Here is a 15,184-nt window from a genome sequence, read left to right as displayed (position 1 = left end):
AGCGGATCACATCCGACATCGGCACCAGGCTGCCCCCGCCGGTCAGGGCTTTGCCGGTGGCGGCCTCCAGCTCCTGCAGGGTGGTGGTGACCACGATCGTGACCGGAAGGCCGTTGTGTTGGCCCAGGGCGCCCGAGGCGAGCAGGCCGCGCAGCCCGGCCAACAAGCCGTCGTGGTTGCGCTGCGCCGCCGAGCGGGTGTCGCGGCGCACCGCGTCCTCGTCGGGCGCGTCGTCGACCAGCGGCGCCTCGTCCTCAGGATTGCACGCGCCGGGGGCGGCCAGCTTGGCCAGCAGGGCTTCGATCGCGGCCCGCAACTCCGGGGTGATCAGTCCGCTCAGTCGTGACATGCCCTGGCTGTCTTGGGGGCTGAGGGTGATGCCGCGTTTGCGGGCGCGTTCGGCGTCGGTGTAGTCGCCGTCGGGGTGTAGCCAGTCCAGGATGCGGTGGGCGTACTTGGCCAACTCGTCGGGGCGATACCCGGTGGCTTTGGCGGCCAGGTCGGCGTCGGCGGCCTCGCGGGTCCACGCGTCGACCTCGGCGGGCAGGTGGGCGAAGAACCCGCGGATGACCTTGAGGTGCCCGTCGCCGATCAGGCCCTCGCGCTGGGCGGCGGCGGTCGCCGGCAGCGGCGGGGGCAGCGGTTGCCCGGTCAACGCGCGCCCTGGTCCGAGGTCGTCGGCCTCGCCGATGCGCCGCCCGGCTTCGGCCTTGGTGATCCGCAGCCGATCCGCCAGCGCTGAGCACAGGGTGCCGCCGAGCTCCGCGTCGCTGGATTGGGCGGCCAGCTGGTTGATCAGGGCGTGCTGCGGTGAGCGCAGCCGCCGGGTCTCGCGCTCGAGTCGCTCGAGGTAGACCAGGCGTTCGGGGCAGGTCAGCGCGTCGTAGGAATGGCCGAGGATGCGCGAGACCACCTCGCCCAAGGCGGCGTAGTCCGCCTCGATCACATCCCGGTCACTCGAACTCATGTTCGAAACACTACGACCGGCCGCCGACAAAAAACCGCGGCCAGGTGACGTATGAGACAGATGTGACGGAAGTTTTTTCGGCCCGCCTACTTCTGCTCGTAGGTCGCGTGGATGACGGCCCGCGCGATCGCGTGCTGGAACAGGTTGAAGCCGAGGAAAGCGGGACTGGCGTCCTCGGGCAACTCGAGCTTGTCGACGTCCACGGCGTGCACGGCGATGTAGTAACGGTGCGGGCCGTGACCGCCAGGCGGGGCTGCACCGATGTAGCGGCGCATGCCGGCGTCGTTGACGAGCGTCAGGGCGTCACCGGGCAGGTTGCTCCCGTCCCCCGCGCCTGCGGGCAGCTCGGTGACGTCGGCCGGCAGGTTGGCGACCGCCCAGTGCCAGAACCCGGACCCCGTCGGCGCGTCGGGGTCGTACACCGTCACCGCGAAACTGCGTGTCTCCGAGGGGAATCCGGACCAGCTCAACTGCGGGCTCACGTCTTCCCCGCCCGCGCCCATGATCCCGCTGACTTGAGCGTTGTCCAGCGCCTGGCCATCGGTGATCGACTCCGAGGTCAGCGTGAACGACGGCAGTTTCGGCAGCGAGGCGTACGGGTCGGGCGCGGTGCTCATGGGCAGTCCTCTCGTCGTTGATTTCGCTAGCAGTGTGTCAGGAATTGAGCCAGCACTTCCGTGCCGAACCTCAGCGCGTCGATGGGTACCCGCTCGTCGACCCCGTGGAACAACGCGGTGAAGTCGAGGTCGGGGGGCAGGCGCAGCGGGCTGAACCCGAAACAGCGAATCCCCAAGCGCGCGAACGCTTTCGCGTCCGTACCACCGGACAGCATGTAGGGCACCGTCCGGGCCTCCGGGTCGAAGGCCAGCACCGCCGCGTTCATGGCGTCGACCAGATCCCCGTCGAAGCTGGTCTCATACGACGAGAAGTCGCGCAGCCACTCGCGCGTCACGTCCGGGCCGATCAACTCGTCGACCTCGGCCTCGAACGCCGCCTTGCGGCCCGGCAGGATGCGGCAGTCGACGACGGCCTCCGCCGTCGCCGGGACGACGTTCGCCTTGTACCCGGCCTTGAGCATGGTGGGGTTGGCCGTGTCGCGCAGCACGGCGTTCAGCATGCGGGCCATCGGCCCGAGCTTTTCGATCGCGCCCTCGAGGTCGGCCGGCTCGAAGCTGAGGCCGGTCTCTTCGCTGACCGCGGCCAGAAACTGCGCGACCGTGTCGGTCAGGACGAGCGGAAATCGGTGCCGACCGAGCCGGGCGACCGCCTCGGCGACGGCGGTGACCGCGTTCTGGTCGTGCACCATCGAACCGTGGCCGGCCGGCCCCCGAGCCGACAGCCGCATCCACGACAGCCCCTTCTCGGCGGTCTCGATCAGATAGAGGCGGCGTTCGCTGCCGTCGGGGCGCGGCACCGTCAGCGAGAAGCCGCCCACTTCGCCGATCGCCTCGGTGACGCCGTCGAACAGCTCGGGCCGGTTGTCGACGAGCCACTGCGCCCCGTACGTCCCGCCGTGCTCCTCGTCGGCGAGGAAGGCGAACACCAGGTCGCGCGGCGGCACGATGCCGGCGCTCTTCAGCCGCCGCGCGATCACGATCATCATGCCGACCATGTCCTTCATGTCGACCGCGCCGCGGCCCCACACGAAGCCGTCCTCCACCGCGCCGGAAAACGGATGGACGCTCCAATCGGCCGGCTCGGCAGGCACCACGTCGAGATGGCCGTGGATCAGCAACGCCCCCCGCGAGCTGTCCGCTCCGGGCAGGCGGGCGAAGAGGTTGCCGCGGCCCGGCGCGCCGGATTCGACATACTGCGTCTCGTAGCCCACCTCCGCGAGCTGCTCGCCGACCCAGCGCGCGCACTCCGCCTCGCCGCGCGTGGTTTCGGCTTCGCCGGTGTTGGTGGTGTCGAACCGGATCAGCCTGCTGACGACATCGACCACGTCGTCGCTCGGGTTGACAGGAGCCTCGGCCGCCCCGCTCGGAAAGGTCACAACCCCCTTTCCTACCATCGACGACGCCGCTCGGCTCGTGGGCGGACCGGCCCGGCTGGGTTGGGTTCGCGCGGGCCGATCCGATAGCCTTAGCTGCCAACTTCGGTTGGTCTTGTCCGAGTGGCGGAATGGCAGACGCGCTAGCTTGAGGTGCTAGTGCCCTACTAATGGGCGTGGGGGTTCAAGTCCCCCCTCGGACACTTTTTGCGATGCGGCTCCCGACTGCGACGAGCGCGGCGGTGCCTCCCGGGAAATGCCGAGGACTTGCGCGGTGTTGAGAATGCCGTGCGCCAGGAAAATCCCCATGAGTAAGCACTACGGGACGATCGCATTCACCGACGACGTCCGGGCGGTCCAGCGTGACCACGGCAGTGAGGCCTTCTACGACCGGAAGCGGATCGCCGGAAAGGCGTCGCCCGGCCCGGACCCGCTGACCACGACGGAGCGCGACTACCTCGCCGAACGTGACCACTTCTACCTGGCGACCGTCGGCGAGACGGGATGGCCGTACGTCCAGTTCCGCGGCGGCCCCCCTGGCTTCCTCAAGGTTCTCGACGACCACACCATCGGTTGGGCCGACTTCCGCGGCAATTTGCAATACATCAGCACCGGCAACCTCGCCGGCCAGGACCGCGTCGCGATCATCGCCGTCGACTACGCAGGGCGGCGCCGGCTCAAGATCTTCGGCCACGCGCGCGTCGTCACCGCCGAGGAGGATCCCCGACTGGCATCCTCGCTGGCGGACCCCGCGTACGACGCCACGGTGGAACGCGCCGTCGTCGTCGACGTCGAGGCTTTCGACTGGAACTGCCCGCAGCACATCACGCCCCGATACACGGCCGCCGAGCTCGAATCGGCGGTGGCGCCGCTGCGTGATCGACTGGCGGCCCTGGAAGCCGAAAACGCGTTGCTACGCAAGGAGATTCGCGCGTCGCGGTGAGCGCGGGCGCGTGCTCCTACAGGCCTATCTCGCTCCCTAAGCTGACAACCGGCGAAATCAGGTCAACGATCTTGTGCATGGCCACATTGGTGTCGGTAAACGTCGGCATGCCGAAGAACGTCGCGTGGAACGGGCGCACGGTCTACACCGGCATCTGGAAGGCTCCTGTGCCAGGGCCGCGGATGGTGTGCAGGCTCAACATCGACGGTGACGGCCAGGGTGACCTGGCCGGCCACGGCGGGGAAAACCGCGCGGTACTCGTCTATCAGACGGACTCCTACCGGCACTGGGCCGAAGAACTCGGCCGCGACGACCTGACACCGGGCGCCCTCGGCGAGAACTTCACGGTCGACGGACTCCCCGACGACGAGGTGTGCATCGGGGACCGCTACCGGATCGGCGATCTGGTCGTCGAGGTCACTCAGCCGCGGGTCACCTGCTACCGCGTCGGGCTGCGGATCGGTGAGCCGCGGATGCCCGCGCTGCTCGTCTCGCACCGACGGCCGGGCTTCTACTGCCGCGTCCTCAACGAGGGCGAGGTGGAGGCCGGGCAGGGCATCGAAAAGATCGCCGACGGGCCGGAATCCGTGACCGTGGCGGAGATCGACGCGCTGCTCTACCTGCCCGGTCATCCCCGCGACGCGCTGGAGCGCGCCGCGCGCATCCCCGCGCTGAGCCCGGGCTGGAAGACGTCCCTGCAGAGCCTGCTCGAGCAGGGCCCAGACGCCACAACGGGAAACAGCGGCCTGACGGGAACGAACGCACCACCCCCCGCCTGGCCCGGCTTCCGTCCGCTGCGAGTGACCAACGCCCACAACGAAAGTCGCGACGTTCGCTCGCTGGTGCTGTCGGACCCCGCGGGCGGCATCCTGCCGTCCTGGCGTGCCGGCCAGTCCATCACACTGCGCGTCCCCGCCGGGCCGGGCGGCGGCGCGCTGATTCGCAATTACTCGCTGTCCAACGAACCCGGCTCCGGCGCCTACCGGATCAGCGTGAAGCGGGAACAACGCGGCACGGTCAGCGCGTACATGCACGACCGCGCCGCGGTCGGCGACGCGGTCGACGTCGCCGCGCCTCGGGGTTCCTTCTTCCTCGACGACGGGCAGGGCCCGGTCATCCTGATTTCCGCGGGCGTGGGCGTCACGCCCGTGCTCTCGATGCTGCACCTGTTGGCCGCGTCAAACTCGCAACGGCGGCTGTGGTGGCTGCACGGCGCGCGGGACGGCACCGAACACGCCTTCGCCGTCGAAGCGAAAACCCTGCTGAACCGATTGCCGTACAAGCAATCTCACGTCCTCTACAGCAGACCCGCGACCGCGGACCGCGCCGGCGTCGACTACGACGAGCGGGGCCGGCTCGGGGCCGAGGTCCTGTCGCGGCTCGGTCTCCCGGCGGACGCCGAAGCCTACGTCTGCGGCCCGGAATCGTTCATGGACGACATCGGCGAGGCGCTCGCCGCGCTGGGCATCGGCCGCGTCCACGCGGAACGGTTCGGCGCCCACGCCGGCCTCACGCCCGGCATCGCGGCCGAAGCGAAGCCCCCGCACGCACCCGAAGGCCCGCCGGGCCCCGGCCCAGGCATCCAATTCACGCGCAGCGCCCTGTCCGCGCCGTGGTCCCCCGCCTACGGCAGCCTTCTCGAGTTCGCCGAGGCGTGCGACGTGCCGACGCGCTGGTCGTGCCGCACCGGCGTCTGCCACAATTGCGAGACTGCGCTACTTTTCGGGCGAGTGCGCTACGACGTCGAACCCCTCGAACCCCCCGCACAGGGCAACGTCCTTCTCTGCGTTTCGGCTCCCGCCGACGACCGCGAGGACGTGATCCTCGATCTGTGAGGCGCGCGCACGGCGGTTTCGTTTGCCGTATGCGTAGACTCGAGAAATCAGGTGGGGAAATCCATAAAACGACCATTGACAGGTCAACTGCATGCACGATGGCGCGCCCGTAGGCGTCGAATCCGAGCTCGACGCTCTGTGGGCTGCCGTCCCGTGCCCGACGCTGGTGGTCGACCGCGCCGGCGTCGTGCTGACACTGAGCGCCTCGGCGCGGTCGGTGCTTCCCGACGCCGCGCTGGGCATCCGGCTCGAGGACGCGGCCGACTGGCTGCGGACGGCCCACGATCGCCTGGTAGAGGCGCCGGTGGACCCTGCGATAGCCAACGTATCGCTGGCGACCGGAAGCCTGGGCGGACGCAAGTTCGACGCGCACGCGGCGGTGCTCCCCAGCGGTGAAGTGGTCTGGTCCCTCGTCGAGGACACCGGGCAGCTCCTGCGGGACGCGCAGCGCGCGCTGGCCCGGGAACAGGAGCGCACGGCGATCCTGCTCGAGGCGTCCTCGATTCTCACGGCGTCGCTGAACGTCGACCGCTGCCGGGAGGCGACGGTCCAGATGGCGGCGCGGCATCTGGCCGACGCGGCGGTCATGGTCGCCCCCGCGGGCAGGGGCCGGCGGCTGCCGGTCTTCTCCGGCGACGGGGCCGGCGCCGTGGAGCAGTACAGCGTGGACGCCGATCCCGCGTCGGTGGCGGGATTGAGCGAGGCGCTGCACGGCTTCCCCCCGGTGTCGTCGGGCTGGATCGACCCCGTAGCGCTGCCGGAATGGCTTGTGCCGCAATCATTTCCGGGAGCGGTCGGCTCGGTGATGATCATTCCGCTGCCCGGACACGGCGTGTCCGCGGGGGCCCTGGTGCTGCTGCGGCGCGACAACCGGCCGGTGTTCAGCGACGACGAGGAGCTGTTTGCCCGGTTGTTCGCGGCCCGGGCCGGCGCCGCGTCGTCGACCGCCCGGCTGTACGCGGAGCAGGCCGCGATCACCCGCACACTGATGCGTGACCTGCTGCCCCCGCCGTTGCACGGCCTGCACGGCATCGAATTCGCCGGCGGCTACCGGGCCTCCGAGGACTACGAGGTGGTCGGCGGCGACTTCTACGACTTCCATCCCGCGGCGACGCCCGAGGACGAGACGCTGGTGGTGCTCGGCGACGTGTGCGGCAAGGGGCTCGAGGCCGCCGTCATGACCGGCAAGATCCGCAACACGCTGCAGGCGCTCACCCCTCTGGCGCAGGACCACGAGGGCGTGCTCACCCTGCTGAACCGCGCGATGCTGTCCGCCGATCACACGCGGTTCGCCACGCTGGTGCTGGCGTCGGTCGCCTACCGGGACGGCGAGGTCGTCCTGCGGCTGACCAGCGCGGGACACCCCGCGCCGCTGATCCTCCGCGACGACGGTCGGGTCGAGGAGGCCGACACGCGCGGAACCCTCGTCGGCGCGCTGCCGCGGATCAAGGTGCAGACCTTCGAGACGTCGCTGGCCCCGGGCGAGACGTGCGTGCTCTACACCGACGGGGTGACCGAGGCCCGGGGCGGACCGCTGGGCGACGACTTCTTCGGCGACGAGCGGTTGGCAGCCGCGTTGACGGAGTGTGCCGGGATGCCCGCCGAGGCGGTGGTCGAACGCGTCCTGATGCTCACGGCGCAGTGGGTGGGTCAGCGCACCCACGACGACATCGCCGTGGTCGCCATCACCGCCCCGCGCCGCACCCACCTCAGCGCCGTCGACGGCCACACCCGCGGGCGGTACATCGCTTGAGCACCAACGACATTCGGGCGGACGACACTATCACCGACGCCACCCCCGACACGGTCCGTGAGCGGCTGTGGGGCGCCCTCACCGACCGCGACGAGTACGCGGCCGCGGCCACCGTCTTCGCCGCGGTGGACATGGGCATGTCGGCCGAGGACGTCCTGCTGGACGTGATCGCGCCCGTCCAGCGCAGGGTGGGCAGCGAGTGGGCCGCCAACCGCATCAGCGTCGCGCAGGAACACGCCGCGACCGCCATCAACGATCGGGTCATCGCCGCGCTCGCCCACCACGCCGGCCGCGGCTCGGAACCCCCGGCCGGCCGGGTGACGGTGGCCTGCGTCGACGGCGAATGGCACGCGCTGCCCGCCCGGCTGCTCTCCGAGGTGTTGCGGCTGCGCGGCTGGCAGGTCGACTTCCTCGGCGCCCAGGTCCCCACCCCGCACCTGGTCGCGCACCTGCACGAGCACGGCCCCGACGTCGTCGCCCTGTCCTGTTCCATCCCGAGCCGGCTGCCGGTGGCCCACAACGCCATCGCCGCCTGCCAGGCCGCGGGCTTCCCGGTGCTGGCGGGCGGCGCCGCCTTCGGTGTCGACGGGCGCTACGCCGTCCAGCTCGGCGCCGACGCGTGGGCGCCCGACGCCCGCGCCGCCGCCACGCGGATGGCGCTCGGCTTTCCCGGCGTCCACCGGGCCCTGAACCGCCAGCCCGTCGACGACCTGCCACACCTCGCCGACCAGGAGTACACCCTGGTGAGCCGCGCCGCGGGGCGATTGGTGAGGACGACCATCACGGCTCTCGAGGACCGCTTTCCGGCGATGCGCGGCTACACCGCGGCGCAGCGTCAGCACACCGCCGAGGACATCGCGCACATCGTCGACTTCCTCGCCATCGGCCTCTACACCGACGACGACGCCCTGTTCACCGATTTCATCGGATGGACGGCCGACATCCTGACGGCCCGCGGCGTCCCGGCCGCCTCCCTGCGCCCCGCGCTGGAACTCCTGGAATTGGAGCTCAAGGACTTCCCGCGAGCCGGCCGCCTGCTGAAGGCGGCACACCACTGCCTCAACCAAACCCTCCCCGTCAATGCGAGCCTGGGAGCACCCGAATGAACGTGCAACTCACCGCCACCACGTCGAGCCGCTCGGCCTGCCTGCGCGTGACCGGTCCCCTCGACTACGAGACCACCACCGCCTTCATGGAGGCCGTCGACCGGCTGCTCAACGCCGATCCCGGCCCGGCGCATCTGCACCTGGACCTCGCCGGGCTGACCTTCTGCGACTCCGCCGGCCTGTCCGGACTCCTGCTCGCCCACCGCCACGCGCAGCGGGCCGGCGCGCACCTGCACCTCGACCACCGGCCCGAGTTTCTCGACCGCATCCTCGACGTCACCGGCACCTTCGACCACCTCGTCGCGCCTTCCGCCCTCGGCGAGCAGGGCGAGACCGGCGTCCGCTGACCCAGTCCGCCTAAACCGCGCGCGCATCCCGGCGGCCTTGCGGCCGGCGGTAGCCTGAAACGCGATCGATGAACCCACCCAGCGGCTTTCTCCGGCGCACGGCGACGCGTCCGTTCCGCGACCGTCGTGAGGCCGGCCGCGTCCTGGCCGGGGAACTGAGCCCCTACCGCGACCGGGCCGACACGCTGGTGCTCGGGCTGGCGCGCGGCGGCGTCCCCGTCGCCTGGGAGGTCGCCGCGGCGCTGCGCGCCCCGCTCGACGTGTTCCTGGTGCGCAAGCTCGGGGTGCCGCGCTGGTCGGAACTCGCGATGGGCGCGCTGGCCAGCGGCGGCGGCGTGGTGATGAACGACGACGTGATCGCCGGCGTCCGGGTCACCGACGACCAGATCGCCGAGGTAATTCAAAGGGAGCGAACGGAATTGGGCCGCCGTGAGCGCGCATACCGCGGCGACCGCCCGAGCCCCGACCTGCGCGGCAAGACGGTGATCCTCGTCGACGACGGGATCGCCACCGGCGCGAGCATGCTGGCCGCCGTGCGGGCGGTGCGGGCCGCCGGCCCGGCGGCGATCGTGGTGGCCGTGCCCGTCGGACCGCCGTCGACCTGCCGCGAACTCGCGCGCGAGGCCGACGAGGTGGTGTGCGCGACCATGCCCCGCGAGTTCGACGCCGTCGGCCAGCTCTACGCCGACTTCGGGCAGGTCAGCGACGACGAGGTCCGCGACCTGCTGAACACGCCGACGCGCTGAAGAGAGGGCTACTTGGCCGGCTCGTCGCCGTGGGTGTCGGCGACCGCCGTCGGCTCCTCGCCGGCGGGGGGCGCCTCCTCCGACGCTTCGCCCTCGGTTTCCTCGGGGTAGTCGTAGGCCACCTGGTCGTCTTCGTGGCCCTCGTCGTGCGCCTCGGCCTCGTCGTGCGGTTCGTCGCCCGCGTCGCGCCGCTGGCGTTCCCGCACCGCGTCGATGATCAGCAGGATCACGCCCAGGACGCTGGCCCCGATGCACACCCACGCCACCAGCTCGTTGCTGGTCACGACCGCGAACACCAGCGCGACGAGCCCGATGAGGGCGAGGACGAGCGCAATGATCAGCATCGGCGACCTTCCAGGCGCGCAGAGGCGGCGTGCCGGCCTGGCAGCGGCCGGACACGCTTCCGCAGGCTAGTTGTTACCCCTATTGAACTGGTCGAACCCACCGGCGTCGGCACTGGAGTCGACCGGTGCCGCCGATCCGCGCTGGCCCAACTCCTCGAGCTGGGATTCGAGGTAGGTCTTGAGCCGGGTGCGGTATTCGCGCTCGAAGGTCCGCAGCTGCTCGAGGCGGCCCTCCAGCACGGTGCGCTGCTGGTTGATGGTTCCCATGATCTCGGAGTGCTTGCGTTCGGCGTCGGCCTGCAGGGCGTCGGCCTTCTCCTGCGCCTGGCGCAGCTGGGTCTCGGAGCGGGTCTGGGCGTCGGCCAGCATCGCGTCGGCGCGCTGCCGCGCGTCGGCCACCGTGGTCTCGGCGGTGTGCCGGGCCTCGCTGAGGATCTGGTCGGCGTTGGCGCGGGCGTCGGCCAGCATCTTCTCCGACTCCGCCTTGGCGGAGCTGGTGAGCCGGTCGGCGGTGTCCTGCGCCAGGGTCAGGACGCGCGCGGCCTTCATGGCCTGTTCCTCGTTGTTGGCCGCCGCGGCCGGCGCGGCCGCCTGCACCGGGGCCGGCGTCGGGGCGGGGGGCGCCTTGACCGGCTCGGGCTCGGCGACGGGGATCGCCTGCGTGGGCTGCGCCGCGACGGACGCGCCGCCGCCGCCACCGGAGGCCAGTTCCTGGTCGAGCTCCTCGATCCGCTGACGCAGGTCGGCGTTCTCCTCGATGAGCCGCGTCAGCTCGGCCTCCACCAAGTCGAGGAAGGCGTCGACCTCGTCTTCGTTGTAGCCCCGCTTGCCGATGGGTGGCTTACTGAACGCCACATTGTGGACGTCGGCTGGTGTAAGCGGCATTGTTTCGTCCCCTCAAGTTCCTTCTCGAACGTTCTGGAAAGTGTAGAACGCAGTGCTAGCCGTCGTGCAACTGCCGTCCATCCTGTCACACCAGCCGCGAACGTTGCTGAATCGGTCAATTTTTAAGAACGGATTTCAAACACTAAGGGCAATAAAATCCCATTCCTCAGACTTTTTAAATCGCGGCTCCCGAACCGAAGCCCAAACGTGGCCAAACCGTCTCCGGGCGTTCCGGCCTCGCCACTGAACCCCATTCACGCCCGATTCGCCCAGGGTCAGGCAGCCGCCCCGAAGGCCAATTGCATGCCGATGAACGCCACCAGCAACAGCACCATGATGGACAGGTCGAAGCGGACGGCCCCGATGGTGAGTTGCGGGATCAACCTGCGCAGCAGCTTCACGGGCGGGTCCGTGATCGACATGATGATCTCCAGGACCACCACGGTGATTCCGGTGGGGCGCCAGTCACGGCTGAACGAGCGGATGAACTCGACAACGACCCGGGCGATGAGCAGCAGCCAGAAGATGAACAGCGCAAACCCGAGAATCTGAAAGAACAGCACCAACTGCGAGCCCGACCTTACTCAATGAGACGGCAAACGCCGCGCACTGGCGCGGCAATCGCCAGCGTACCGACTAGGTAGCCGGACACACATCTCGTGTGAGCAGCATCAACCGCCGGGGCGGGCGCCGGACCCGGTGATCCGGCGCCCGGGAGCGCTATTGGTAAGCGTAGAAGCCGGTCTCGGCGATGCGGCGCCGCTCCTCGGGGGAGACGTCCACGTCGGCCGGCGACAGCAGGAACACCTTGGTCGCCACCTTGTCGAACGAGCCGCGCAGCGCGAACGCCAGGCCCGCCGCGAAGTCGACCAGCCGCTTGGCGTCGGCGTTGTCCATCGCGACCAAGTCCATGATGACCGGTGTGCCGTCGCGGAAGCGCTCGCCGATCGTGCGCGCCTCGCTGTAGTCCTTGGGGCGCAGCGTCGTGATCTTCGACAGCGGGTGGCCCTCTTCGAACATCATCGCCATCCGGCGCGGGTCCATCGCCAGCGCACCGCGGGTGGAGTTGCGCAACCACGAGCCCAGGCGCGGCCTCGGCATCTCGGGCCGGTCGAACTCGCGGGGGTGGACCGGCCCGTAGCGGGGGTCGTCCGCGTAGCCGCCGCGGTAGCCACCGGTCGGCGGGTAGTCGGGGTCGCGCTCGTCGTAGTCGCGTCCCTCGTAGCGGCCATCCATGCGGCCGTACCCGTCATCGAAGCGGGGGCGGGGGAAGCCGCGGGACGGGGCGCGGTCGTCGTAGTACTCGTCGTCGTAGTCGTCCATCGGAGCCATACCGAAGTACGCCTTGACTTTGTGCAGTGTGCTCATTGCGTTGACCCTTCTAGCCCCTGGCGTGTGTTGTCAGTGATGAAGATGTGACTACAGTGACTCAATACGGTGACGGTAGCGGCCGTGGACCCAATAGCGCGGTACCGACACGCACACACGTCGAACCGTGTTTGACCGCAATTTCGAAGTCATTGGTCATTCCGGCGGACAGGCCGACGGCGTCCGGGTGCGATTCGAGGACGCGCCGATGCTCCGCGCGCAGCCGACCGAAGGCCTCGTCGGGATCGGCGCCGAGCGGTGGGATGCCCATCAGCCCGACCAGCTCGAGGTTCTTGGCGCCCGCCACCTGATCGCACACCTGGTCGACCGCCTTGGGCGCCGAGACGTCGACGCCCCCGCGCGCCGCGTCGCCGTCGAGGCTGACCTGAACGTAGACGCGCAGCGGCTCGGCGCGCCGGCCCTCGGCGAGCGCCGCGGCCACCCCCCTCTCCAGCGCGGTCACCAGCGCGACGCCGTCGACGGAGTGGACGGTGTGCGCCCACCGTGCGACCGACCGAGCCTTGTTGCGCTGAATGTGGCCGACCATGTGCCAGCGCATGCCGCGAAAGTCGCCCTGCGGCGCCTTCCCGGGGGACTTCGAAGACGCACCCGCCAGCCGGGCGAGTTCGGCGACCTTCGCCGACGCTTCCTGGTCGCGCGATTCGCCGACGGCCCGGCAACCCAATCGGGACAAAATCATCACATCGGTTGCTGGAAAGAATTTGGTAATGGGCAGAAGTTCAATTTCGCCGACATTGCGGCCCGCCGCTTCGGCGGCCGCCGCCAGTCGTGATCGCACGGCCGCCAGCGTGCGGGTCAATTCCGCTTCGCGGTCTCCCTGGCTCCCCGGATTTCCCTGGGCCTCCACCCCTGTGGCCACGCGGTCACTCCATCCACACCAGGGACGCCAGCCGCCCGGTCGGCGCGTCGCGGCGATGGCTGAACAACGTCGGGTCGTCGACCGTGCAGCGCGGGTCGGCGTCGATCGACGTGACGCCCAAACCCTTGAGCTGGCAAGCGATCCCGGCCCGGAGGTCGAGCCCCGGGGTGCCGGCCGCCGTGGTGGTGCGGCTGCCCGGCAGCGCCGCCTCGACCTCGTCGGCCATGTCCGCGGGCACCTCGTAGTTGCGGCCGCTGACCGCCGGACCCAGCAGCGCGGAGATGTCGGCGGCCTGCGCACCCAGCCCCAGCATCGCCTCGACCGCCCGCGCCACCACTCCCTTCTGAGCACCGACCCGGCCGGCGTGCACGGCGGCGACCACCCCGGCGCGGGCGTCGGCCAGCAGCACCGGCACACAGTCGGCGCTCACCACCGCCAGCGCCAGCCGCGGCGTGGCGGTCACTAGCGCGTCGGCCTCCTCGACGGCCGACTCACGCGGTCCGTCGACCACCTCGACGCGGTCGCCGTGGACCTGGTTCATCCACACCACACGGTCGGCGCCCCGCTTGTCACCCAGGCCGATCGCGGCCGCCAGGCGGGCGCGGTTGGCGGCGACGGCGCGCGGGTCGTCGCCGACGTGGTCGCCCAAATTGAAGCTGTGAAACGGCGGCCTCGACACACCGCCCGCGCGGGTGGTGGTCACGCGCCGGATGCGAACGCTCACGTCACCAGTATCGAGAAAAGTTTGTCGGCCAGGCCGCCCCGACGGGCGTCGGGGTCCGGTTGTCACCGACATGTGACTCAGCGGCGCATGAACGGTGGCACATCGACCTCGTCGTCGTCCCCGCCGATATTCAGGGTGGCGCCGTTGGTGTGCACCGGGACGCTGACGGCGTCGACGGGCTCGAACAACGTCGAGGTGAGCTTGCCGGCCCGGGCCGACTCGATGCGGTGCGCGCCGCCCGTGCCTGCTTCAGTCGCGTCGCCCACGACGGGCTTGCGGCCCGGCCCGGCGGCGTCGAAGCCCGCCGCGATGACCGTGACGCGCACCTCGTCGCCCAGGGAATCGTCGATGACGGTGCCGAAGATGATGTTGGCGTCCGCGTGCGCGGCGTCCTGGACCAGCGACGCCGCCTCGTTGATCTCGAACAGGCCCAGGTCGCTGCCGCCGGCGATGGACATCAGCACACCCCGCGCGCCCTCCATCGAGGCCTCCAGCAGCGGCGAGTTGATCGCGATCTCCGCGGCCTTGAGCGAGCGGCCCTCCCCGCGCGCCGACCCGATGCCCATCAGCGCCGTTCCCGCGCCGGACATGATGCCCTTGACGTCGGCGAAGTCGACGTTGATCAGGCCCGGCGTGGTGATCAGGTCGGTGATGCCCTGCACGCCGTTGAGCAGCACCTCGTCGGCGCTGCGGAACGCGTCCATCAGCGACACCGCGGCGTCGCCCATCTGCAGCAGCCGGTCGTTGGGGATCACGATCAGGGTGTCGCAGCTTTCCCGCAGCGCGGAGATGCCGTTCTCGGCCTGGTTACCGCGGCGCTTGCCCTCGAAGGAGAACGGACGGGTGACCACGCCGACGGTCAGCGCGCCCAGCTTGCGGGCGATGCTGGCGACGACGGGCGCGCCGCCGGTGCCGGTGCCGCCGCCCTCGCCGGCGGTGACGAACACCATGTCCGCCCCGCGCAGCAGCTCCTCGATCTCGTCCTTGGCGTCCTCGGCGGCCTTGCGTCCGACCTCCGGGTCCGCGCCGGCGCCCAGCCCGCGGGTGGAGTCGCGCCCGACGTCGAGCTTGACGTCGGCGTCGCTCATCAACAGCGCCTGCGCGTCGGTGTTGATGGCGATGAACTCCACGCCCTTGAGGCCCTGCTCGATCATCCGGTTGACGGCGTTGACGCCGCCGCCACCGATCCCCACGACCTTGATCACGGCCAGGTAGTTGTGCGGGGGGGTCATCATTCGTCTTCCTCCCTGGTGGGCTCAAGCTCTCGCCATGGCGGGTGTCCGCCGGGGTGTCGAA

General features: G+C 70.3%; 16 protein-coding genes and 1 tRNA gene. 7 read left to right on the top strand and 10 right to left on the bottom strand.

The genetic code is table 11. From position 1 onward, the window contains the following. The 3 genes from GPY60_RS22795 to GPY60_RS22785 form a co-directional block, all read right to left on the bottom strand. The coding region (locus GPY60_RS22795) for a 13E12 repeat family protein (protein WP_156689959.1) at positions 1–967 on the bottom strand (967 nt) is incomplete at its 3' end. Positions 968–1,053: 86 nt separating this feature from the next. After that, positions 1,054–1,584, bottom strand: a complete 531-nt coding sequence (locus GPY60_RS22790) for a YbhB/YbcL family Raf kinase inhibitor-like protein (protein WP_156689958.1) — start codon at positions 1,582–1,584, stop codon at positions 1,054–1,056. Positions 1,585–1,610: 26 nt separating this feature from the next. Further along, the gene (locus GPY60_RS22785; protein WP_370462800.1) at positions 1,611–2,978 is read right to left on the bottom strand and encodes a M20/M25/M40 family metallo-hydrolase; all 1,368 of its coding nucleotides are present in this window, start codon (positions 2,976–2,978) and stop codon (positions 1,611–1,613) included. Positions 2,979–3,074: 96 nt separating this feature from the next. Between GPY60_RS22785 and GPY60_RS22780 the strand changes: the two genes are divergently transcribed. The 7 genes from GPY60_RS22780 (at position 3,075) to GPY60_RS22750 (ending at position 9,687) form a co-directional block, all read left to right on the top strand. Continuing rightward, a tRNA-Leu gene (locus GPY60_RS22780) sits at positions 3,075–3,160 on the top strand. A 104-nt stretch (positions 3,161–3,264) separates the two neighbouring features. Then, positions 3,265–3,900 (top strand): pyridoxamine 5'-phosphate oxidase family protein, encoded by a 636-nt coding sequence (locus tag GPY60_RS22775; protein WP_156689956.1) that lies wholly within the window; start codon positions 3,265–3,267, stop codon positions 3,898–3,900. A gap of 77 nt (positions 3,901–3,977) precedes the next feature. After that, positions 3,978–5,735 carry an MOSC and FAD-binding oxidoreductase domain-containing protein gene (locus GPY60_RS22770; RefSeq protein WP_156689955.1) on the top strand — a complete coding sequence of 586 codons (1,758 nt, stop codon included), beginning with the start codon at positions 3,978–3,980 and terminating at the stop codon, positions 5,733–5,735. A 91-nt stretch (positions 5,736–5,826) separates the two neighbouring features. Continuing rightward, a complete protein-coding gene (locus GPY60_RS22765) occupies positions 5,827–7,488 on the top strand; it encodes a PP2C family protein-serine/threonine phosphatase (RefSeq protein WP_156689954.1) in 1,662 nt (553 codons plus the stop codon). After that, positions 7,485–8,594, top strand: coding sequence for a cobalamin B12-binding domain-containing protein (locus tag GPY60_RS22760; protein ID WP_231639788.1), 1,110 nt, complete (start codon positions 7,485–7,487; stop codon positions 8,592–8,594). Before GPY60_RS22765 ends, GPY60_RS22760 begins: the two co-directional genes overlap by 4 nt. Beyond that, positions 8,591–8,941: an STAS domain-containing protein gene (locus GPY60_RS22755; RefSeq protein ID WP_156689953.1), complete on the top strand. Its 351-nt coding sequence runs from the start codon at positions 8,591–8,593 to the stop codon at positions 8,939–8,941. The genes GPY60_RS22760 and GPY60_RS22755 overlap by 4 nt, the downstream gene beginning before the upstream one ends. Positions 8,942–9,009: 68 nt before the next feature. Continuing rightward, positions 9,010–9,687, top strand: coding sequence for a phosphoribosyltransferase (locus tag GPY60_RS22750; RefSeq protein WP_156689952.1), 678 nt, complete (start codon positions 9,010–9,012; stop codon positions 9,685–9,687). A gap of 8 nt (positions 9,688–9,695) precedes the next feature. On the opposite strand, the gene GPY60_RS22745 is transcribed toward GPY60_RS22750, so the two are convergent. From GPY60_RS22745 to ftsZ, 7 genes are all read right to left on the bottom strand, one after another. Further along, positions 9,696–10,031 (bottom strand): hypothetical protein, encoded by a 336-nt coding sequence (locus tag GPY60_RS22745; RefSeq protein WP_156689951.1) that lies wholly within the window; start codon positions 10,029–10,031, stop codon positions 9,696–9,698. Positions 10,032–10,097: 66 nt separating this feature from the next. Then, positions 10,098–10,916: a DivIVA-like cell division protein Wag31 gene (gene wag31, locus GPY60_RS22740; RefSeq protein ID WP_156689950.1), complete on the bottom strand. Its 819-nt coding sequence runs from the start codon at positions 10,914–10,916 to the stop codon at positions 10,098–10,100. 275 nt (positions 10,917–11,191) lie between these two features. Further along, complete coding sequence (locus GPY60_RS22735; RefSeq protein WP_156689949.1) at positions 11,192–11,482, bottom strand: YggT family protein; 291 nt, start codon at positions 11,480–11,482, stop codon at positions 11,192–11,194. A 154-nt stretch (positions 11,483–11,636) separates the two neighbouring features. After that, positions 11,637–12,284, bottom strand: coding sequence for a cell division protein SepF (locus GPY60_RS22730; protein ID WP_156689948.1), 648 nt, complete (start codon positions 12,282–12,284; stop codon positions 11,637–11,639). Positions 12,285–12,345: 61 nt separating this feature from the next. Next, a complete protein-coding gene (locus tag GPY60_RS22725; protein WP_370462799.1) occupies positions 12,346–13,164 on the bottom strand; it encodes a YggS family pyridoxal phosphate enzyme in 819 nt (272 codons plus the stop codon). Between the two features lie 4 nt (positions 13,165–13,168). Then, complete coding sequence (gene pgeF, locus GPY60_RS22720; protein WP_197283793.1) at positions 13,169–13,888, bottom strand: peptidoglycan editing factor PgeF; 720 nt, start codon at positions 13,886–13,888, stop codon at positions 13,169–13,171. Positions 13,889–13,965: 77 nt separating this feature from the next. After that, positions 13,966–15,120 (bottom strand): cell division protein FtsZ, encoded by a 1,155-nt coding sequence (ftsZ, locus tag GPY60_RS22715; protein ID WP_156689962.1) that lies wholly within the window; start codon positions 15,118–15,120, stop codon positions 13,966–13,968. Positions 15,121–15,184 lie beyond the last annotated feature (64 nt).

Origin of the sequence: Mycobacterium sp. Marseille-P9652, assembly GCF_902652685.1 — a bacterium.
Lineage (GTDB): Bacteria > Actinomycetota > Actinomycetes > Mycobacteriales > Mycobacteriaceae > Mycobacterium.
This window is presented reverse-complemented; position numbering and strand designations above follow the sequence as displayed.